Source organism: Derxia gummosa DSM 723 (assembly GCF_000482785.1).
Lineage (GTDB): Bacteria > Pseudomonadota > Gammaproteobacteria > Burkholderiales > Burkholderiaceae_E > Derxia > Derxia gummosa.
The window spans coordinates 500,409-520,685 of record NZ_AXWS01000013.1 but is presented as its reverse complement, the minus strand read 5'-3'; the positions used below and the strand labels follow the sequence as shown (position 1 = coordinate 520,685).

Here is a 20,277-nt window from a genome sequence, read left to right as displayed (position 1 = left end):
CGTGGGGTCAAACCCGATCGAGGTCGAACGCGGCCTTCTCGCCCTTGCCGTAGAGCTTGAGCGCGCCCTTCTCGCCCGAGGCGTTGGGGCGGATGAAGATCCAGTTCTGCCAGGCCGAGAGCCGGCCGAAGATGCGCGTGACCATGTTTTCCTTGCCGTTGAAGCGCAGGTTGGCTTCAAGGCCGGTAAGCGAGTCGGGCGACAGCGCGGCGCGTTCTTCGAGCGCGATGCGGATCTCGTCGGCCCAGTCCAGCTCGTCGGGCGCGGCCGTCACGAGGCCGAGCGCGACGGCCTGTTCGGCATCGACCGGGGTGCCGACGGTGGCGCGCGCGGCGGCGAGCTGGGCTTCGTCCTCGTAGAAGCGGCGGCCGAGGCGCGACTGGCCCGTCACCATCGGCCAGGTGCCGAAGTTGCCGTCGTCGAGCTGGATCGCGGTGGCGTTGGACACGTCGCCGGCGGCGAGCATGTAAGTGCGGTCGGCGGCGAAGGCGAGTTCGGCCAGCACGCCGGCAAAGCACGATCCCGGCTCGATCAGCGCGAACAGCGAGCGCGACGACACATCCAGCCGCGCGAGCGTGCGGCGGATCATTCCGGTGGTCTCGCGCACGAACCAGTGGTTCGCATGCCTCTTCAGCGTCGCGTCGGCGGCGAGCACGGCGGCGGCATCGCCCTCGGTCTTGAGGATCCAGGTGCCGATGTCCAGCTCGTTGGTGCGCATCGAGAGGATGGCGTCGTCCAGTTCGCGGGCGAATTGCAGCGGCCACCAGCGCGCGCCGGCGGCGACGATGGCGTCAGGCTCGGTGGCTTGCGGGGCGGTCGGCGCCTTGACGGTGAAGGTCGCCTGGCGCTTCGCGCGGTCGATCTCGACCGTGACGAACTCGTAGCGCAGCGCGTCTTCGGTCACGCCGCGGTCGAGCGGGATGAGCGCGACGCCCTTCGCGTCGGCCGGGCGGTCGCTCTGCTCGGCCAGCGCCAGCGCGCGGGTCTTCACCGCGTCGGCGAAGGCGGCCGGCTTGGCGATTTCATCGACGAGCTTCCAGTCCACCGCGCGCTGACCGCGCACGCCTTCGGTCGTGGTGCAGAAGATGTCGGCATGGTCGTGGCGCACATGGCGCTTGTCGGTCACACGGGTCAGGCCGCCGGTACCGGGCAGGACGCCGAGCAGCGGCACCTCGGGCAGCGACACCGCCGACGAGCGATCGTCCACGAGCAGCAGGTGGTCGCAGGCGAGCGCCACTTCATAGCCGCCGCCGGCGCAGGCGCCATTGATCGCGGCGAGGAACTTGAGGCCCGAATGCGCGCTGCTGTCCTCGATGCCGTTGCGCGTCTCGTTGGTGAACTTGCAGAAGTTGACCTTCCAGGCGTGCGACGACAGACCGAGCATGAAGATGTTGGCGCCCGAACAGAAGATGCGTTCCTTGCCGCTCGTGAGCACGACGGTGCGCACCTCGGGATGCTCGAAACGGATGCGCTGGAGCGCGTCATGCAGCTCGATGTCGACGCCGAGGTCGTAGGAATTGAGCTTGAGCTTGTAGCCGGGGTGCAGGCCGCCGTCCTCGGCCGTGTCCATCGCGAGCGTGGCGATCGGGCCATCGAAGCTCAGCTTCCAGTGGCGGTAGCGGGATGGGTCGGTCTGGTACTCGACTCGGGGATTGATGCTCATGCGCGCTCCTCTTTGTTCGGCCATCGGCGGCCGGGCTGACCGGGGATCGCGTCACATGCACTTTAGTGCAGTGCGCTTCCTGTTGAGGCGCACTATGCTGCACTACATTGCATGGCGTCAAGCACGATAGTGCATGTCCGAAATGAGGGATGTCCCTTTCCGGGCGGCATTCGGCTGCCGGATCGGTGGCCTGGAAGGCATATTTCATTGGCTTTGAGCGATATTCATCTTTGATCGCTCAAAAGCGATACTCTTGCTTCATCGCTTGAAGCCGATAGGCCAGCCGCCATGGATTACCCGATCCGCCTCGCCAGCCAGCTCCGCCCGCAACTGCGCGCCTTGCGCCGCCAGGCCGGCCTCACTCAGGCGCAGCTCGGCCAGCAGCTCGGCGTCGGGCAGGCGCGCATGGCCGAGATCGAGGCCGATCCGTCGGTGGTGAGCGTCGATCAGTTCATGCGGCTGCTCGCGGCGCTGGGCGTCACCCTCGTGCTGCGCGATGGCGAGCCGGAGGCGGTGGCGACGGATGCGGCAACGACGGCAAGTGCCGCCGATGGCGGCCTCGCCGGCCAGCCCGCAGCCCTTCCGCTCGCCGCCGCACAGCCGGCCGCATATGAAGTGACGGCCGCACCGGGGGCCGATGAAATGACCGTGCCGAAAGCCCCGCCCACCGGCGAGCCGCAAGCCGCGCCGCCGGCGCCCGCCCCGTCCGCCACCCCGCGTTCCGTCAACCTGCCCGCGCGCAAGGGTGTCTGGTGAGCGACGCGCTCCACCTCTGGATGAACGGCGAGCCCGTCGCGCGCTGGCAGCTCGCGCGCGGCGCGCACACGCTCGCCTACGACGCCGCCTGGCTCGCCTCGCCGCGCCGCCGCGCGCTGTCGCTCTCGCTGCCGATCACGCCCGGCAACGAGCTGCGCGGCCCCGCCGTCGCCCACTGGTTCGACAACCTGCTGCCCGACAACGAAGCCATCCGCGCCCGGCTCGCGCGCCGCTTCGGACTCGGCGGTACCGAGCCCTTCGCGCTGCTCGGCGCGATCGGCCGCGATTGCGTCGGCGCGGTGCAGCTGCTGCCCGAAGACGAGACGCCCGCCGGCTTCGACCGCATCGACGCCGACCCGCTCACCGACACCGATGTCGCCGCCCTGCTCGCCGCCGTCCCGTCCGACGGCGCGCCCGCGCTGCGCGACGACGAGCCCTTCCGCATCTCGATCGCCGGCGCCCAGGAAAAGACCGCGCTGCTGCGCCTCGACGGCCGCTGGCATCTGCCGCGCGGCGCCACGCCCACCACCCACATCCTCAAGCTGCCGCTCGGCCTCGTCGGCGGCTCGCGGCGCGTCGATCTGTCCGACTCGGTGCAGAACGAATGGCTCTGCCTGCGGCTGCTCGGCGCGCTCGGCCTGCCGGTCGCCACGACGGAGATGGCGCGCTTCGACGGCCAGCCCGTGCTCGTGGTCGAACGCTTCGACCGCGCCTTCGCCGACGGCGGCTACTGGATCGCGCGCCTGCCGCAGGAAGACTTCTGCCAGGCGCTCGGCCAGCCGCCCGCTCGCAAGTACGAAGCCGACGGCGGCCCCGGCATGGCGGCCTGCCTGCGCCTGCTCGCCGCGAGCGACGAGGCGCCGCGCGACCGGCTCGTGTTCCAGCTCGCGCAGCTCGCGTTCTGGCTGCTCGCGGCCACCGACGGCCATGCCAAGAACTGGTCGGTATTCCTCGGCCCGGGCGATCGCTACTGGCTCACGCCGATCTACGACGTGATCTCGATGTGGCCCTACTTCGGCGACGCGCCCAACCGCTTCCGCTGGCACCAGGCCGGCCTCGCGATGGCGCTGCGCTCGAAGAATCCGCACTGGCTGCTCGCGCGCATCGAGGCGCGGCACTGGCACGGCCTCGCGATGAAGCATGGCGGCCTGCCGGTGTGGGAGGCGATGCTCGGGCTGGTGGATCAGGTCGAGCCGGCGCTCGCGGCGGTCGAGGCGGACTTGCCGGCCGACTTCCCGCCGCGCACCTGGGAGGCGATCGCCGCCGGCGTGCGCTCGCAGGTCGCGCGCTTTCGCGCGGGCGTGGTCGCGCCAAAGGCCTTGTAACCGGCGCGGGCATCGGCCGCGATCCTCCTAAGCTGCGCGCCGTCGGGTCACGAGCCACGAGGAGGCCACCATGCAAGGCCTTGCAAACCTCAGACCGCCTGTCGTCCTCGCCTGCGCCGCGCTGCTTGCGGCCTGCGGCGGGGGTGACGCATCTCCGGGCACGGACGGCGCCATCGCCACCGTCCAGACCAGCACGCCAAAGCGCGGCTGGACCGCGCCCGCAACCCTCAGTCCCGAAGTCGATATCCAGGTCGGCTGGGAGCTGTACGGCGGCGAGTTCACGCCCGCGCCGTCCTACCAGCTGCCGCTGCACTCGACCGACAACCTCTATCTCGCCCGCATCGCCTTCGATGCCGCCGGCCGCGCGCTCGCCACCTGGGGCAGCTATCCGACCGAATGGCTCGACTGGCACTACCACGCCCACTTCGCGACCGCGCAGGCCGCCTGGCGCCCGTCGCGCGACGCCGGCTGGACGACGCTCGATGCGCCGGGCTTCCACATCAAGCCCGAGGGCGGCACCCAGCTCATGACCGGCATCGCCGGCGACGGCCAGCCCATCGGCGCGAGCCTGCGGCCGAGCGACGTGCAGTGCTTCTACTCGATCACCAACTACACCGACGATTGCGTGCGCGAACTCGACGTGCATCCGCTCGTCGCGCCCGAATCGCGCTGGACGCGCCTGCATGCCGCCGCCATCAACCTGTCGGCGCCCGAGCCGATGCTGCGCCCCGACGGCAGCGGCATCGCCGTCTGGGCTGCCGAGGAAGGCACGCCGCGCCTCAACAAGCTGCACACCGCCACGCGCACCGGCCGCACCGCCGCCTGGAAGGAAGACGCCCGCGTGCTCGACACGCTCGACACGCCCAAGGGCTACACCGGCGCGGGCGCCCTGCAACTGGCCGACTGCGGCAGCAACCGCATGATCCTCATCGGCAGCTCCTTCTTCTTCGGCGCGCCGCCGGACGAGGTCGGGCATCGCGTGGTGTGGGCCCGCATCCGCGAGCGCAGCCAGTCCCGCTGGGGACCGCTCATCCGGCTCGTGCAGAACCTGCCGACCGAGCGGCTCGCCGGCCTCACGCTGCGGGTGGACAAGGCGGGCAAGCCGCATCTCGGCTGGATCACCACCGGCGATGTCATGCACCACCTCATGCTCGAGTGCGACGCGAAAGGCGCAGTCACGCTGCACGAGACCCTGCCCTGGCCCAACGGCATCGACATCTACGGCGGCCTGCAGATGACCGCGCTGTCCGACGGCGGCATGGCCTTCGCGCTGCGCAACACGCTGGCCGACGGCCCCGGCCGCGACGACGTGCGCTGGCGCAGCGCCTCGGGCACCTGGAGTCGGCCCGTGACCGTGCCGTCGGACAACCAGCCCACCAGCCTCGTCATCGACCACATCGGCAACATCGCCGCCGTGTGGTCGGACGACCCCGGCGACTTCAACGCCGACGACTACATCGACAAGCCCTACACCGCCTCGTCGATCCGGCTGCTGCGCTACTGGCGCACGCCCGCGCGCTGGGACGCGCCACGCACGCTCAGCGCCGCCGACGGCGACGGCATCGTCCGCCGCAACGCGCGGCCGCTCATCACCGTCGCGCCCGACTGCCGCCTCGCCGTCGCCTGGCTGCGCGCGCGCCGCGAGACCGATCCCGCCGCGGCCCATCCCAAGGATCGCGTCTGGGCCGTCGTCGACGTGCAATGGGCCGAGACCCGCTGATGCGCCCGCGCCAGCGCCGCCCCGCATCACTCCGCGCCGGTGGCGGGCATCGGCCGGCGTGTAACTTGCCGACGCCTTTCAGCGGCCGGAACTACGCTGCGCGCCATTCCTGTGCCGGCAAGGAGGCAGCCATGCAAAGGATTGCAGCAACCGTGCGTCCCGACGAGCGCATGCGCCGCCGGATCGACTTCATGACGATCGCGAGCGGCCCGCTGCTCGCCCTGGTCATCGCCGTCTGCCTCGCGCTCGCGGGCTGTGGAGGCGGCGGCGATCCCCCCGCCGCCACGGCAACCGCCACCACCGCCGACGCCCGCGCCACCGCCCAGCTCAGCGCCACCGAGCGCGGCAGCTGGAGCACACCCGCAGCTGCCAGCCCGCTCTACGAAGTGGCCATCGGCTGGCCGCGCGGCAACGACCTGCCGGTCCACCGCTACGAGAACGTCTGGATGAACGACCTCGACTACGCCGACGGCGGCAAGGCCATCGCGAGCTGGTGGTATCGCTTCGCCGACTGGCCGGTCTGGCACGGCAGCGATCCGCCGCTCATCCCGGACGGCGTCTGGCGCGCGGGCACCGGCCAGGCGTGGAGTCCGTTCTGGCGGACCGGCGGCACCAACGATCCGGCCGGCTCGGCCGTCGGCGGCAGCTTCATCGCGGGCGACGGCGTGCCCGTAAGCCGGCAGATCGGCGAATGGTCGGGCAATTGCGGCGTCGTGCTCGGGCCGCCCGAGGGCGATCCCTGCGTCCTGTACTTCGGCATCCGGCCGCTGACCGGCAGCGCCAGCAACTGGAGCCGGCTGCTCGTGACCGGCGCCGTGCAGGCCAGCGCCCGGCCGGTGCTGCGCCCCGACGGCAGCGGCGTCGCCGTCTGGCTCCAGGCCCCCGACACCAGCGGCGCGGCGCTGTTGCGCACCGCCACCCGCACCAACCGCACGGCCGCATGGCAGATCGATCCCGACGCCCTGCCCCCGCTCGGCGATCTCGCCCTCGACACCAGCTCCGGCGCGCCGCTCCTCGCCGATTGCGGCGATCGCAAGATGATCCTGGCCGGCATCAGCAGCGCCACCCTCGCCGGCCAGTCGCGCAGCGCGCTGTGGGTGCGCTTCCGCGACCGGACGCGCTCGCTCTGGCATCCCCACCTGCGGGTCGCGCAGGCGCCGTCGTCGCTCCTGTTCATCAGGGACCTGACGCTCGTGGTGGATGACGGCGGCAAGCCCCATCTGGCCTGGGTCGGCCGCGACGGGCTCATCCATCACCAGGTATTTGATTGCGATGCCCGCGCGCTCGAACAGGAAGAACTGCTGAGCCTGCCCGGCGGCACCACGGACGAGACCGACATCGCGCTCGCCGCGCTGGCGGACGGCGGCATCGCGATCACCGGCGAGACCTTCGGCCACGGCGGCGCCCGGCGCAGCGTGCGCTGGCGCAGCGCCGCGGGCGTCTGGTCGGCGCCGGTCGCGCTGCCGGCCTTCGGCCTGCGGACGGTGGCGGCCGTGGATCGCGGCGGCAATCTTCACGTTGCCTGGTCCGACGACAGGCTGCTGCCCGACCTCATCAACGAGCAGTGGATGACCCAGCCCTACACCGCCACCGGCGTGCATGCGCGCAGCTACTGGCGTGCCGCCGGCCTGTGGGAAGGCCCGCGCCGCCTGAGCACGCCCGACGCCGCCGGCAATCCCTCGCGCAACATCACGCCGCGCATCGCCGTGAATGACGACGGCGAGGTGGCGGTGGCATGGCTGCATGCCGAGCGCCGCACCGATCCGGCGGCGCCCGAGCAGGACCAGGCCTGGGCGGAAGTGCGGGTGGTGGTGGCCGAGCGGCGCTGAAAGCCACGCCCCGCCGGGAACCGCCGACCTGCCGTGCCGCCGGCTGCAAGCGCTGTCAGCCCGCCTTCGGGAAAGCCTCGGGCAGCGCCGGCCGCAGCGCCGCTTCCAGCCCGGCGAAGGCTTCTTCCGTCGTCCGCCCGCTCGTGTCGAAGCTCAGATCGGCCTTGGCATAGAAGGGTTCGCGCCCGGCGAGGATGAGCTTGAGGTCTTCCATCGCCTGCGCGTTGTTGGCCATCGGCCGCAGGTCGCCCTGGGCGATGACGCGGCTCATGTGCTCCTCGGGCGAGGCGCGCAGCCAGAGCGTGAAGCAGTGCGACAGCAGCAGGTTGAAGGTGGCCGCCTCCGACACCAGCCCGCCCGGCGTGGCGATGACCGCCTCGGGATGCAGCTCGATCACTTCTTCCAGCGCGCGGCGCTCGTAGCGGCGGTAGGCGTTGGCGCCGTAGAGCGCGTGGATCTCGCTCGGCGCGCAGCCGGCGATGCGCTCGATCTCGCGGCTCAGCTCGATGAAGGGCCAGCCGAGCGCCTGCGCGAGCCGCGCGCCAAGCGTGCTCTTGCCGGCGCCGCGCAGGCCCACGAGCGCGATGCGGCTCGCGCGCCGCGCCTTGGGCGACGGCTCGGCGAACAGCTCGGTGAGCGCCTCGCGCGCGCGGCGCAGCCCGGCTTCGTCGCGGCCGTGCAGGAGGTCGCGGATCAGGAGCCATTCGGCGCTCGCGGTGGTCTCGTCGCCGAGCAGCTCGGCGATCGGGCATTCGAGCGCCTGCGCCACCTGGCGCAGCACCAGCACCGACACGTTGCCCAAGCCCGTCTCCAGGTTGGCGAGGTGGCGTTCCGACACGTCGGCCGTCTCGGCGAGCACGCGGCGCGGCATGCCACGGCGCGAGCGCAGCAGCTTCACGCGCTCGCCGAGGGCGACGAGAAAGGGTTCGCGGTCATCGGCGGGCCGGCTGGCGCCGCCGTCGGCTTCGGGCTGGGCGGGGGTGGACACGTCGACGGGAGCGGTAATGGACGGGCGGCGAGTGTCGCATGCGCACACGGAGCCCGGCTCCCTGCCGGCCGCCCCGATGCCTGTCGCGCCCGCGCCGCCGGCCCGGCCCCGATCACCCCGCGTCACTTGCCAGCGTGAAGTGGAAGCAAGCGCCCTGCCCCGGACTCGCCTCGGCCCAGACCCGTCCGCCATGGCGCACGACGATGCGCTGCACGATCGTCAGCCCCACGCCGCTGCCCTCGAACCGGTCGGCGCCGTGCAGCCGCTCGAAGGCGTCGAACAGCCGCGCCGCGTCGCCCATGTCGAAGCCGACGCCGTTGTCCTTCACGAACCACGCGGGCACCGCGCCCGCCGTGTCGCAGCCGACGGTGATGCAGGCGGGATCGCGGTCGCGCGAGTACTTGATGGCGTTGGACAGCAGGTTGACGAACACCTGGCGCACCAGCGCCCGGTCGGCCCGGGCCGGCGCGAGCGGCTCGATCGCGAGCCGGATATCGCGGCCGGCCTCCTGCGCGAGACGCTCGTCGGCCACCTCGCGTGCAAGCGCTGTCATGTCGACCGGCTCGGGCACGAGCGCCTGCCCGCCGAAGCGCGACAGCCGCATCAGGTCGTCGATGAGCCGGTTCATGTGGCGCGCCGATTTGTGGATGCTCGCCAGCCAGTCGCGCTGATCGGCCGGCAGCGTCGGGCCGGCCTTGAGCAGCAGCAGCTCCGACAGACCCATCACCGCCGCGACCGGCGTGCGCAGGTCGTGCGAGGCCGAGCGCGTGAAGGCGTCCAGCTCGCGGTTGGCCGCCTCCAGCTCGGCCGAATGCTCGCGCACGCGGCGCTCGAGCGCGGCGTTGTCGATGCGCAGCTGGCGCATCGACAACCCGCGCGAGATGACCGGCAGCGCGGCGCTCAGCCGGAAGGGCTTGAGGATGTAGTCCTGGGCACCGGCGCGCATCGCCTCGACGGCGGAGCTGATCGAGCCCTCGCCGGTCATGATGATCACGATCAGCATCGGGTCGATCGCCAGCGCGGCGCGCAGCAGCGCGATGCCGTCCATGCCGGGCATCATCAGGTCGCTGAGCAGCAGGTCGAAGGGCTTGGCGCGCAGCAGGTCGAGCGCGCTGGCGGCATCCGTGCAGCCGGTGGTCGCATAGCCCTCGTCCTGGAGCGTGTCGCACAGCGCGCGCATCTGGGCAACTTCGTCATCGACGATGAGCAGACGGGCAAGGGGTGACGCGGCGGACTCGGTCATGACGGGTCTCCGGAGACAGCGGACGACGGACTGCCGGCGGCCCCCGACGGCGCCGCCGCGTCCACCAGTTCGGCCAGCGTGGCGCGCAGTTCGCGCAGGCGCGGCGGCTTGGCGAGCACGCGATCGACATTGGGCGGATGCTCGCCGTCGGCGGCCATGCGCTGGCCCCAGCCGGTGAGCAGGATGACCGGCAGCGCGGGCCAGCGCTCGCGCGCGGCGGCGGCCACGCGGCGGCCGTCCACATGCGGCATGCCGAGATCGGTGATGAGCGCGTCGAAGGGCGCGGCGCCGCCCGCACCGGGCCTTGCCGCGTGCGCCAATGCCTCGCCGGGCCCCGCCGTGGCGGGCTGGCCGGCCGCCGCGCCCAGCAGCTCGATGCCGGCCTGGCCGCCGGCCGCCGTCACCACCTCGTGACCGTCGAGTTCGAGCGCGTCCCGCACCGAGGCGAGCATGAGCGGATCGTCGTCCACGACCAGCAGCCGCAGCCGGCGCGCCGGCCTTGCCTCGGCCGGCGGCGCGGCGGCCTCGGCGGGACGCGCAGCCGGCACCGGGAACACGAGCCTCAGGGTCGTGCCCGCGCCCGGCGCGCTGTCGATCTCGATGCCGGCGTCATGGCGCTGAGCCACGCCGTACACCATCGCCAGACCGAGGCCGGTGCCGCGCTCGCCCTTGGTGGTGAAGAAGGGTTCGAGGCAGCGTCGGCGCGTGTCCTCGTCCATGCCGACGCCGGTATCGACCACTTCCAGCGCGGCGCGCGCCGGCTCGCCGTCCAGGCGCCGCGTGCGCAGCAGCAGCCGGCCGCCTGCGGGCATGGCATCGACCGCGTTGAACACGAGATTGGTGAGCGCCTCGCGCAGCTCGCTCTCGATGCCGAGCACGCCCGGCAGCCCGGGTGCGAAGTCGGTGACGAGATCGATGACGGCGCCGCGCTGCTGCGGCATGTCGGACCAGCGCACGCGCGTCAGCTCGATGACCTGGCGCGCGATCTCGTCGAGCCGCACCGGCCGCAGCTCCAGCTGCGGCTCGCGCTCGCGGTAGAACTCGCGCATGCGGGCGACGGTCTCGGCCACGTCCTCGATCGCGCGTGCAATGGTTTGCAGATAGCCGCGCCCGCGCTCGCTCAACGCGGGCTCGCGCTCCAGCAGCGCCTCGGTGTAGAGCGCCACCGGCGAGATCGCGTTGTTGATGTCGTGGGCGATGCCGCTGGCCATCTGGCCGAGCGCGCGCAGCCGCTCCTGCTGCATCACCGCCTGCTGGGTCTGGCGCAGGTCGTCATAGGCGCGCTGGAGCGCGCCGTGCAGCTGGGCCTGGCGCGCGGCGAGCGCCACGTGCGTGCTGAGCTGGCGCAGGAACTCGCAGGCGCCGCTGCTGAACGCACCCGGCGCATGGCAGGCGACGAGCAGCAAGCCGAACACCTCGCCCTGGTTCTGCAGCGGCGCGACGACGAGCGAGCGCAGTCCATGCGCGCCGAGCTGCTGCGCGAGTGGTCCCGGCAGCGCGGCGATGTCGTGCTCGCAGGCCAGTTCACCGGCGAGAGCGCGCCGCACGAGGTCGCAATCGGCCGGCAGCGAGGGCGGGCCGACGCCGGTGCCCGGCGCCGTGCCTCGCACGTCGCTGCCGTGGTCCGCCGCCGCGCCGGCCCGCGCGTCATCCGCGCCCGCCAGGTCCAGCGGCGCGCGCGCGCGGCCCGCGCCCATCACGGTCAGCCGTCCCGACTGCGGTCCGGGCCGGCAGACGCAGGCGAACTCCGCCGGCAGCTGTGTCTCCAGCCGCAGCGCCAGCACCTGGTAGATGCTGGGCAGGTCCTGGCGCTCGGCGATGGCGGCGGTGAGCTGGTCCAGCAGCTGCATGCGTTCGAGCTGATCGCGCAGCCGGGCCTCGGCACGCTTGCGATCGGTGATGTCGGTCGAGATGCCGACGATGCCGCGGATGCGGTCGGCCGCATCGCGCAGCGGGCATTTCACCGACACGTAGGTGCGCATGCCTTCGTCGGTCGGCACCCGCTCCTCCTCGATCAGCGCCTGGCCCGAGGCGATCACGCGCAGATCCATCGCGCGATACGCGTCGGCGGCCTCGGCCGGGAAGAAATCATGGTCGGTATGTCCGAGAAAGGCATCGGGCGGGCGGCGGAAGGTGGCGGCAAGCTGGCGGTTGACGAGCACGAAGCGGCCATCGGCGTCCTTGGCGTAGATGAGCGCGCCGGAGTTGTCGATGACGGCCTGAAGCAGCTCGCGGCTCTCGCGTGCGCTGGCCTCGGCCCGGCTGCGCTCGGCCACCTCGGCGCTCAGCTCGGCGGTGCGCTCGCGCACGAGATGGTCGAGCCGGTCGCGCGAATCGCGCAGGTCGGCATCCTGGGCCTGGACGCGCTCGGCCATCGCGTCGAAGGCGTGGCCGAGCTGGCCCAGTTCGTCGCCGCGCCGGGGCCGCACCCGCGCGGCGAGATCGCCGGCCGCGATGGCGCGGGCCGCCGCCAGCAGGGCCGATGCGGGGGAGAGGATGTCGCGTGCGACCACGAAACCGGCCACGATCGCCAGCACCATGATCGCGGCACCGAACAGCGCGCGCTCGCGCGTGAAGCGCAGCAGTGGCGCCTCGAATGCGGCTGCGGGCAGCATGTAGAACACAGTCCAGCCGACACTCTCGAGCCGGCGGCCGACGCCGTAGTTGAGCTGGCTGTTCACGGGCGAGCGGCCGCGGAACACGTCGCGGTCAAGCCTGTCGGCGCGGGCGCGCTCGAACTGTTCGGGAAAGGGCCTCACGTCTGTAAGCAGCTCGCGCGTGCGCGAACCGAAGCGCCGCTCCGCCGCAAGCGCGTCGACGATCGCGGGCGCGAGCGGCCCCGCCGGATGGAAGACCAGATCGGCGACCGAGGTGTGGGCGATGCGGATGCCCTCCCGGTCGTACACGACGGCAAAGCTGCCCGGCCCGGCGAGCGCGTCGGAAGCACGAATGCGCTGCCACAGCGCACCAGGGTCGACCCAGAGCACGGCCAAGCACCCACCCCGCACCGGTGCGAAGAAGGCGAGCATGGGCTGGTCGTCGATGCCAGGCAGGCCGAGGAAGACACCGGCAATTCCGGACGACCGCTCCAGCGCGGCACCCGGCACCGACCGGTTCGCCAGAACGCGGCCCTCCGCCCCGGACGGATGCGCGAGCAGCACCCGTCCACCGGCATCGACGATGGCGGCACCGCGCAGATCGGCGTCGCTCGCCGAGACAGTAGCCAGCAGTTCCCGGACGGCGGATTCGTCCGCGACGCGGGCTGGCCGCCCGGTTCCCGCGCCACGATCCGCTGCAGCGCAATAACGGAGAACCGGGGGTGCGAGCGCCAGCCCGCGAGCGGAAATCTGGACGCTGCGGTTGTAGGCGTCCAGCTCGTCGGCCACCTGATCGCTGCGGGCCTCGATCAGATGCACAAGGCCATCGAGCAGCAGTTCGCGCGCATGGCGTGCATCCACCCACATCGACAGGCCAAGCGGCAGCAGGGAAGCGGCCAGCAGCAATGCGGCCATCTTCCATTGCAGCGGCCAGTCAGCGAAGTGCAGCCAGGCTTTCATCGGCATCCCCTCGCAGCCAGATGACGGGAATGTGTACTTGCGCTAGCGCGCCGTCACCGTCCGGGCTGCCCGGTGGGACGCGCGGCCATCGTGCGAAGGCCAGCCCTGCCGGTACCTCGGGGTCGGGTCGCTGGCGCCCACTCAGCTATCGAGCAATCGAACAAAAACCTATTCCTGATGCATCTTTCTAATGCAAAGGATTGCATCCCCGGTGCGCGAGAAGCACCCTGTTACCGAGTCAGCAACTTGCCGCAGTCGTCGCGCCACGGCGCCGCCGATTCTCCAGCAACCGAGTCCGGCAGCTCGTCCGGATCGAATGCCAATTCGGGGCTGATGCCGCACACGCGCAATGCCGGCGGCGGTCGGATGGCGCAAATCCGGATTGAATATTGACGGTGACAATCGGCACCATTGAATCAGCGTATCGGCATGTCATTCATTCCTGCCGATTTACCAGGCATTGCAAACGCTCGCCTCCGATGTTTCCCATCAGCGATCCCGGCGTTGACGCGCGTCGCAGGACTGCACACGGATCGAAGCCGAGTCGTGCCATGGAATCCGCTTGGGCGATTGCCAAGGCTGCCCGCCGACACTTCGGCCAAGCCCGCATACCCGATCACCACCGACGCCGACGGAATGGCGTGGCGATTGGTCGCCGCATTCGGCGACACATGCTTTAGACGACACTCGAGCAATCGTGACGAGGGTGATTTGCTATCACTCATCAGGGTGGTTCGGCATGAGACATAAACGTCCGAGACGACATGGATATTCTTGTCCACAATCGTCAACTGAAAATTTAATGTTTTTTAAATCAATGACTTACGACATCATTGCTGTATCAAGAAAATTGCCTATATCCATGATATGCAATGCATGAGCACTTACTTGTCGCATTGCAACATTTCAGCCCATTCACGCAATAAATAGTGCCGCTTGCCGGAGCAGCAATATCACCCCGCAAAACCTGCTGGGCAGGCAATTAAGCTCATTTGGAAACGAAGCCCGATTGGCTTGCAGTCGATTCAGGCCAGACAGGCATCCCTTATCGAGATGCACGCCTCCTTTCCGGATTGAGAGTCTTGGGATGGTTCACCTGCTTCATGTAGCCGAAACCCTTAAAGGCGGAATCGCCTCCTATCTCGAGGAGACCATTCCGGCTCAAGTCCGCGAACATGGGCAATTCAGCGTTACGCTGCTCGTGCCGGACAGTCAGCTCTCCTATCTCCATCTCGAAGAGCAGGTACGCATCATCAGTTTCAGGGACGACTGCTCACGTCCCAGGCGAATCCTCAGAATCCAGTCCGTCCTCAATCGCCTGCTAGCCAATTCCCGGGTCGACCTCATTCACGCGCACAGCAGCTATGCGGGCGCGGCGGTCCGGCTATTGCTTCGGGGAAAAGGTCCGAAAGTCGTCTACTGCCCGCACGGCTGGGCCTTCGACCGTTTCAGGGCGTCAATGGCGTCCCGCGCGCTCGGCACCGCCGAACGCATCCTGTCGCGCTGGTCCGACCAGATCATCTGCATTTCGGAACACGAGGCGCGGCTGGCGCGACGCCACCGCATCCCGGCCCGGCGTCTGAAGGTGGTGCGCAGCGGCATCGCGCCGATCCCGCACACCGCGCTGCGCTACCGGCCCGAGGTCGATACCAGCTATCCCTGGCCCGAGGGTTCGCTGCGCCTGCTGTTCGTCGGGCGCATGGACCGCCAGAAGGGTATCGACCTGCTGCTGCTCGCCATGCGCCGGATGGGGCCCTCAGTACATCTGTGCATCGTCGGCGACGTGGTGCTCGGCGGGACCGAGCTGCCGCCGGTCTCGACGAATGTCACGCTGGTCGGATGGAAGCCCCGGGTCGAGGTGGCGGCCTACATGGAAGCGGCCGATGCGCTGGTCATGCCGTCGCGCTGGGAAGGCTTCGGGCTGACGGCGGTAGAGGCCATGCGGGTCGGGCTGCCGGTGCTCGCGGCCAGCGTCGGCGGGCTGCGCGAAATCGTGACGGACGGAGAAAGCGGACTGCTGTTCGCTCCCGACAGCGTCGACGACATCGTCCGCGCCCTGGATGCCCTCTCCCCCGACATCGTCGAGCGCATGGGCCGCGCGGCCCGCCTGCGCTTCGTCGAGCATTTCAGCTCCGAGCGGATGAACCGCCAGCTCTCGGCGGTCTATCGCGGCCTGCTGGGCGAAGCCGAGGCGACCTCCGACGAGGAGTATCTGCGTCTCGAAGCGTCCGGCGACTGAGTGACGGCGGATCCTGCAATGTCCCGATCGCTTTCCGCTCCGCCGTCCTCTCGGCCGGCCAGACCCGCCTTCATCCGCCCGAGGCCCGCCACTGATGCGATCTCCCGCATCGACGACTGGATGCTCGCCGGATGCGTGCTCGTCATGGCGTCTTACACGCTGGAGGGTCCGCTGCGCTTCGTGCTTGGCATGGCAGGCATCGGCAAGCTGCTCTACCTGCGCGACCTGATCATCGAACTCACGCTGCTGATCGCGCTTTACCGGGGATGGATGCAGCGCAAGCCCCATCAGGGTCCGCTGCTGGTCGGCGCCGTTCTCGTGCTGGTGCATGTACTGATCGGAGCCAGCTCCGGGGAATCGCTGGTCTCGCTCTTCCTGGGCTACAAGATCGCGGCCCAGTTCCTGTACGGCATGGCGCTGGGTCCGGTCGTGCGCCGACGCGAACGCGATTTCTTCCGACTGGTGCTCGTCTGCTGGGCGCTTTCGGTGGTGGGCATCGTCTATCAGGACAATGTCGAGATGCTGCCCTGGGCCGGCGCCAGCTGGGACACGGGATTCGGCGCCATCGGCCTGACCCGCCTCTGGTGGACCAACGACGGAAATCTGCGCTACTCGGGGTTCGCGCGCGAATCCTTCGCAGCAGCGATGATCCTGGGCCTCAGCGGCCTCTGGGTGATGGCCCGCGTCCAGCGCTGGAGTCTGAGGGCCGCGGTCTATGCGGTCACGCTGGCCGCCGTCTACTACACGACCACCAAGGGCATGCTGCAAGGCTGCCTGCTGGCCGGCTTCTGGCTGCTGCTGCCGATTCGCCGCAGCGAGCAGCTCTGGCTCGGGCGACTGGCCGTGACGGTGCTGCTCGTGGTCGGCGCCCTGCTGCCGCTGATCGTCTACGGACTCGACATCGGGTATGGCGACGCGAGGAGCTACCCGTCGATCTTCTTCTCGCTCTGGGACCGCTTCCACACCACCTGGCCGATCTCCTTCGAGCTGCTCGAGTCTCCGCTCGCCTACTTCACGGGCAACGGAATCGGCGCCATCGGCACACCGCAGCTGTTCTGGCACGACGCCCGGCGCGCCGTCACCCCGGACAACCAGTTTCTCTATCTGTACGTGACCTACGGTCCGGCCGCGATCTACTACCTGTACTGGCTGCACAGGAAGGCCTTCGGCATGCCGGCCGAGCATCCGATGGCACCGGCATTCATCGCGGTCCTGCTCGCGCTGGCGAGCTATGGCATCACGGGAAACCTGCTGGAGAATGCCTACGCCGGCCTGCTGCTCGGCCTGATCGCCGGCCATGCGCAGTTCGAGGCCTGCGCCCGCCCTGCCACCCGATCGCGGGAACCGGCATGAGGCACGACCATCTTCTGGTCCGCTCGGCCATCGCGCTGCTGACCGGGCTCTGCCTCACTGGCGCGCAGGCAGGCAGCCGCGTCTGGTCATTCGGGGTCGGCACCCACCTCGCCCAAGGCGAATCGGCGAGCGAGACGCAGCGGCTGCTGTTGCGCCTCGGCCCGGCCGAGCCGGGCCTGCGCGACGAGGCCTATTGGTCCGACATCGAGCGCGTGCCGGGCGAGCTGAGGGAGAGCCGCAACTTCGAGAAGCTGCGCCAGGTGATGTGCGACAGCCCGCGCGCCGGCGCCTCGGTCCTGGTGCTCGGCTACGGCAACCCGGCCTACGACGATGGCGGGCGCCCCACGTCCGATGCCGCCATCGCTGCCTACACGCGATATGCCCGCTTCGTCGTCTCGCGCTGCCCGAACGTGGGCTTCGTCGAGGTCTGGAACGAATGGAACCTGACGACCGGCGCCGGCATGAAACGGGCCGGTCCCGGAACGCCGGAAGCCTATTTCCGCCTGCACGTGGCGGTCGCGCGCGCGCTGCGCGAGGACGGCTATCGCGGCCGCATCCTCGCTGGCGCCGTGGGTGGCGACCGCCCGGACTGGAGATTTACCCGGCGCCTGCTGGAACTGGGCATCGGCGCGTACGCCGACGGCTACTCGATCCATCTCTACAACTTCGCCTTGCGCTCGAAGGGCGGCATCGGCGAGTTCAGGACGCGCGTCACGGCGCTCGACCAGCTTCTCTCCGCCAGCCGGGACGCCAGTCAGTTGCCGATCTACGTGACCGAGTACGGCTGGCCCACCGGAGGCAGCGACATCGAACTCGCGCCGGCGGCGGCCGCGCGGGAGCTGCTCGACACGAGCCTCATGCTGATGTCCATGCCGCGCGTCGCGGGAGCCTGGATCTATGAACTGCTCGACCGCGGCGACCGCGCTGCCGGCGTCGAATCGAACTTCGGGCTGTTCCGGCGCGACGGGAGCGGCAAGCCGACGCATTGCGTCGCGCGCTGGCTCGGCACGCTGGCATCGCAGCGGGCCGAGGTCCGTGCGCTCGGCGCGCCGGCCGGCAGCGGTTATCTGATCCGCACAGGCGACCGCACCACCACGATCGTCCTCGATCCGACGGCGGCGGAGGACGGCGCACGCCGTCGGGCGCTCGATGCGATCACCACCTGCGACAACTAGCGGCGAGGGCAAGGTGGCCAGGACAAAACTGCTGCTCGTCGTCACCAACGGACTGGGTCAGGGATCGGCCTTTCTCCTGTCGCTGGCGCTGGCACGCGTCTACGCGCCGGAGATCTTCGGGTCCTTCGTGGTGTTCTTTACGACGTTCAACTTCGCGAACATCGCGCTCGGGCTGCGCCTGGATGTGGCGACGCCCTATGTGACCCGGCGCAGCGAACTCCAGCGGGTCGCGCAGGCGTCGCTGTGCCTGTGCGGACTGATGCTGGCGCTGGCGCTGGTGCTGCTCGCCGCGTCGGTGTGCCTGGGCCTCGTCGTCGAGGCGGGCGCGTGGCTGGCCGCGCTCGCGCTCGCGTCCGCCGCGATCTCGACCCAGCTGCGTCTTGCCGGCTATCTGGCCCTGAGGCGCGGCAAGGCACGCACGGTGGCGCTGCTCTCGGGAGGACGACCGGTCCTCATCGCGCTGGCTCAGCTCGCAGGCGGTTTGCTGCGTCCCGATGTGGCGACGATGGCCGTCTCCTACCTGATCGGCATGCTGCTCTCGATCTGGCCGCTGCTCGGCGACGACAGAAGTCTGCGGACCGTGGCGCGCCGCTGGCATCCGCGCACGGCCTTCAGGGTGCTGGGCCGCTACCGGAGCTTCACCCTGTTCTCGCTGCCGCAGAACCTGCTCTACGTGCTGTCGGAAGGCATCCTGCCGATCTTCCTTTCATGGCATTTCGGCAAGACCGAGGCCGGCCTGTTCTGGTTTGCCGCGAGACTCAGCTCGGTGCCCATGACGGTGCTGGTGGACAGCGTCCGCGCCGCGCTCGCCATCGAGTTCGCGCCGCTGTTCCGCGCCGGCGACCAGGGATTGCCGCGCTGGACCCTGCGGAAGGGCGTGCTGCTGGGCCTGCCCTTCGCCGTCGGCGCCCTGCTGCTGGGCCTGGCCGGCGAGCCCGCCTTCACCCTGCTGTTCGGCGCGCGCTGGGCCGACGCCGCACGCATGGCGCCGGCGCTGATGCTCCTAGCCGCCATCAACGCCTCGGGTGCGGCCTTCATCGTCGCCCTGCCCCCGTTGCGCCTGCAGCACGGCCACCTGCTGACCGAACTGCTGGTCCTGCTGCTCAAGCTGGCCGCCATGGCCGCGGTGCTGCGCTTGCCCACCTTCAGCGCGATCCAGGCCGTGCTGCTGGTGCAGTCGGTGGCGGGCCTTGCCTATCTCGGCTTCTACGCCTTCGTCCACTCACGCCTGTGCCGGCACACGAGGCGAGTGGCAGTGGATTGCGCATTCAACATGGAGAAGACATGAGACTGCTCTTGGTCGGGGTTCCGGGCTGGAATCGCGGCGACGACGCGATCGCGCACGCCATGACGAGGCTGCTCCGGGAGGCGGCCCCCGATGCGACGATCGTTTCCTGCGTGCAGCGCCGGGGGGTCATGCACGGCAGCGGCGCGCGCGAACTGCTGGCCAGGCGCGGGGCTCCGCTCGCGCACTTGCGTCTGCTCTTCGAAATCGCGCGCAGCGATCTGGTCATCATCGGCGGCGGCTCGATCATCCAGGACCGGTACGGCGCCGGGTGGGTGCGCGGCATCATGGGCCTGTATGTCGAGGTGGCGCTGCTGGCACGGCTGTTCCGCCGGCCGATGATCACCGCGCCAATCGGCATCGATCCACTGGGCACGGCAACGGGCCGCCGCGTCGCGCGCTTCATCCTGTCGAGCTGCAACTCGGTCTTCGTCCGCGACGAAGCCTCGGCCGGCATCGCGATGCGCCTCGGTCTGCTGCGTCCCTACACCCGGCCTCTGGTAGCGACCGACCCGGCGCTCGCCTATGCCGAAGGCCGTCCCGCCGCGAACGTTGACGCCGCCACGCTGGTGATCTGCCCGGCCCTCGAATCCGACACCCCGGCGCGGCTGATCACGATGTTCGCCGCCCTGATCTCCGACCAACTCGATGACGATCCGACCCTGCGCTGCCGCATCCTCGCCATGGAGGAACGCGAGCACGAGGACGCCGGACGCGCCGGCCTCATCGTCGCGGCGCTCGACCCGGCCTTGCGGACCCGGGTCACGATCGAGCGACCCGCCCATGTCGACGAGGCCTTCGCCATCCTCGCCTCGGCACGCGCGGTCGTCACCATGCGGCTGCACCCGATGATTCTCGTCTCGCATCTGGTTCCGGTGTTCGCGCTCAACCGCGGCGCGAAGATGAAAGCGTTTGCACGCGACCTCAAGCTGCAAAGCCTGCCGCTGGACGACACCGACCCTGACCGGATCCCGGCCCTCGTACGCGGCTTTCTCGCCGCGATGGACGACCCCGAAGCACGGCGCGGCCATCTCGCCGACATCAGGGCGGCGCGCGGCCAGCGCCTGCAACTGCTCGGCGCCCTCGTCGAATGCACCGGCTACCGCCCGGCCGGGATCACGCCGCTCACGCAATCCTGAAACCA

The 20,277-nt window shown here is 70.2% G+C and carries 13 protein-coding genes; 9 read left to right on the top strand and 4 right to left on the bottom strand.

The window, feature by feature from the left end:
• Positions 1-7: 7 nt before the first annotated feature.
• Positions 8-1,663 (bottom strand): 2,3-epoxybenzoyl-CoA dihydrolase, encoded by a 1,656-nt coding sequence (gene boxC / locus H566_RS0112920; protein WP_028311773.1) that lies wholly within the window; start codon positions 1,661-1,663, stop codon positions 8-10.
• A gap of 288 nt (positions 1,664-1,951) precedes the next feature.
• On the opposite strand from boxC, the gene H566_RS29645 reads away from it, so the two are divergent.
• The 4 genes from H566_RS29645 (at position 1,952) to H566_RS0112900 (ending at position 7,293) form a co-directional block, all read left to right on the top strand.
• Positions 1,952-2,419: a helix-turn-helix domain-containing protein gene (locus tag H566_RS29645; RefSeq protein ID WP_051378707.1), complete on the top strand. Its 468-nt coding sequence runs from the start codon at positions 1,952-1,954 to the stop codon at positions 2,417-2,419.
• Positions 2,413-3,744 (top strand): type II toxin-antitoxin system HipA family toxin, encoded by a 1,332-nt coding sequence (locus H566_RS0112910; RefSeq protein ID WP_425387944.1) that lies wholly within the window; start codon positions 2,413-2,415, stop codon positions 3,742-3,744. Before H566_RS29645 ends, H566_RS0112910 begins: the two co-directional genes overlap by 7 nt.
• A 70-nt stretch (positions 3,745-3,814) precedes the next feature.
• Complete coding sequence (locus tag H566_RS0112905; RefSeq protein ID WP_028311771.1) at positions 3,815-5,464, top strand: hypothetical protein; 1,650 nt, start codon at positions 3,815-3,817, stop codon at positions 5,462-5,464.
• A gap of 131 nt (positions 5,465-5,595) precedes the next feature.
• Positions 5,596-7,293, top strand: coding sequence for a hypothetical protein (locus tag H566_RS0112900; RefSeq protein ID WP_156924418.1), 1,698 nt, complete (start codon positions 5,596-5,598; stop codon positions 7,291-7,293).
• A 55-nt stretch (positions 7,294-7,348) separates the two neighbouring features.
• Here H566_RS0112900 and H566_RS24875 read toward each other — a convergent pair whose 3' ends face one another.
• The 3 genes from H566_RS24875 to H566_RS30385 form a co-directional block, all read right to left on the bottom strand.
• Positions 7,349-8,281 carry a helix-turn-helix transcriptional regulator gene (locus tag H566_RS24875; RefSeq protein ID WP_245591349.1) on the bottom strand — a complete coding sequence of 311 codons (933 nt, stop codon included), beginning with the start codon at positions 8,279-8,281 and terminating at the stop codon, positions 7,349-7,351.
• Positions 8,282-8,393: 112 nt separating this feature from the next.
• A complete protein-coding gene (locus H566_RS0112890; RefSeq protein ID WP_028311769.1) occupies positions 8,394-9,524 on the bottom strand; it encodes a sensor histidine kinase in 1,131 nt (376 codons plus the stop codon).
• Positions 9,521-13,081, bottom strand: coding sequence for a PAS domain-containing protein (locus tag H566_RS30385; RefSeq protein ID WP_156924417.1), 3,561 nt, complete (start codon positions 13,079-13,081; stop codon positions 9,521-9,523). Before H566_RS30385 ends, H566_RS0112890 begins: the two co-directional genes overlap by 4 nt.
• A gap of 1,087 nt (positions 13,082-14,168) precedes the next feature.
• Between H566_RS30385 and H566_RS24865 the strand changes: the two genes are divergently transcribed.
• From H566_RS24865 to H566_RS0112860, 5 genes are read left to right on the top strand one after another with little or no spacing between them, the layout of a single operon-like run.
• Positions 14,169-15,320, top strand: a complete 1,152-nt coding sequence (locus H566_RS24865; RefSeq protein ID WP_084545054.1) for a glycosyltransferase — start codon at positions 14,169-14,171, stop codon at positions 15,318-15,320.
• Between the two features lie 18 nt (positions 15,321-15,338).
• Positions 15,339-16,673, top strand: coding sequence for a hypothetical protein (locus tag H566_RS0112875; protein WP_156924416.1), 1,335 nt, complete (start codon positions 15,339-15,341; stop codon positions 16,671-16,673).
• Entirely contained in the window at positions 16,670-17,848 is a 1,179-nt protein-coding gene (locus H566_RS0112870; protein ID WP_028311767.1) for a glycoside hydrolase 5 family protein, read from the top strand. The genes H566_RS0112875 and H566_RS0112870 overlap by 4 nt, the downstream gene beginning before the upstream one ends.
• 13 nt (positions 17,849-17,861) lie before the next feature.
• The gene (locus tag H566_RS29435; RefSeq protein ID WP_028311766.1) at positions 17,862-19,136 is read left to right on the top strand and encodes a lipopolysaccharide biosynthesis protein; all 1,275 of its coding nucleotides are present in this window, start codon (positions 17,862-17,864) and stop codon (positions 19,134-19,136) included.
• Positions 19,133-20,272 (top strand): polysaccharide pyruvyl transferase family protein, encoded by a 1,140-nt coding sequence (locus H566_RS0112860; protein ID WP_028311765.1) that lies wholly within the window; start codon positions 19,133-19,135, stop codon positions 20,270-20,272. Before H566_RS29435 ends, H566_RS0112860 begins: the two co-directional genes overlap by 4 nt.
• The last annotated feature ends 5 nt before the right edge of the window (positions 20,273-20,277 follow it).

Coding starts and splice junctions, on each gene's coding strand:
- boxC (WP_028311773.1), bottom strand. CDS start 1,663: ATGAGCATCAATCCCCGAGTCGAGTACCAGACCGACCCATCCCGCTAC.
- H566_RS29645 (WP_051378707.1), top strand. CDS start 1,952: ATGGATTACCCGATCCGCCTCGCCAGCCAGCTCCGCCCGCAACTGCGC.
- H566_RS0112905 (WP_028311771.1), top strand. CDS start 3,815: ATGCAAGGCCTTGCAAACCTCAGACCGCCTGTCGTCCTCGCCTGCGCC.
- H566_RS0112900 (WP_156924418.1), top strand. CDS start 5,596: ATGCAAAGGATTGCAGCAACCGTGCGTCCCGACGAGCGCATGCGCCGC.
- H566_RS0112890 (WP_028311769.1), bottom strand. CDS start 9,524: ATGACCGAGTCCGCCGCGTCACCCCTTGCCCGTCTGCTCATCGTCGAT.
- H566_RS30385 (WP_156924417.1), bottom strand. CDS start 13,081: ATGAAAGCCTGGCTGCACTTCGCTGACTGGCCGCTGCAATGGAAGATG.
- H566_RS24865 (WP_084545054.1), top strand. CDS start 14,169: ATGGTTCACCTGCTTCATGTAGCCGAAACCCTTAAAGGCGGAATCGCC.
- H566_RS0112875 (WP_156924416.1), top strand. CDS start 15,339: ATGTCCCGATCGCTTTCCGCTCCGCCGTCCTCTCGGCCGGCCAGACCC.
- H566_RS0112870 (WP_028311767.1), top strand. CDS start 16,670: ATGAGGCACGACCATCTTCTGGTCCGCTCGGCCATCGCGCTGCTGACC.
- H566_RS0112860 (WP_028311765.1), top strand. CDS start 19,133: ATGAGACTGCTCTTGGTCGGGGTTCCGGGCTGGAATCGCGGCGACGAC.